At 50.3% G+C, this 553-nt stretch carries 2 protein-coding genes; both read right to left on the bottom strand.

Annotation, left to right across the window (positions count from 1 at the left end; genetic code table 11):
* Nucleotides 1–387 (bottom strand): hydantoinase/oxoprolinase N-terminal domain-containing protein (locus tag KIV40_RS28095; RefSeq protein ID WP_285352485.1); only part of this gene is annotated, 387 nt, incomplete at its 3' end.
* A gap of 64 nt (nucleotides 388–451) precedes the next feature.
* On the bottom strand, nucleotides 452–553 hold a 102-nt coding region (locus KIV40_RS28090), incomplete at its 5' end, for a DUF917 family protein (protein ID WP_285352487.1).

Raw genomic sequence — 553 nt, 5'->3', positions numbered from 1 at the left:
GTCATATTCATACCCACCGTGGGCTTGATAGAAGTGTTCACCCAGCAAGCTTTGCCATGCTTGGCTCCAACCACACAGAGGAGGCACGCTATCGCCACTTGGCAGTGACAAGCGAATCATACCGCCTCGATCCAAGCCTTTGCGTTCAACAATCGCGTTGGTGCACTGTGTTGTTCCCAGCATCGCGTGCTGAACTTGATGCCCCTCTACTCCAGCTTGTGAGAGCAGAGCCGTAATGGCGTTATCGATCCCGCTGGAGATATCATGTGTGGTGGCTGTCTTAATCTTCGCGATCACATTGAGGTTTGCATCCAGTAGTACACCATCGGTGTTGGTACCGCCAACGTCAATTCCGAGACGACAGTAATCAATCTGGTTATTGCTCATACTACTCCCCCTTTAATACCGCTTTTAATTGTTCAATTGGCTGATAATCTACGCTGTATCCGAACTACCCTGGACCCGCGACCTGTATACCCTTTTCAGAGCGCCACTTTGGGTCACAAGGGTAAGCAATAAGGTCGATTCGTTGACCATAGCGCAGTTGCTCTGT

It is taken from the genome of Vibrio sp. D173a (assembly GCF_030248475.1).
This window is presented reverse-complemented; position numbering and strand designations above follow the sequence as displayed.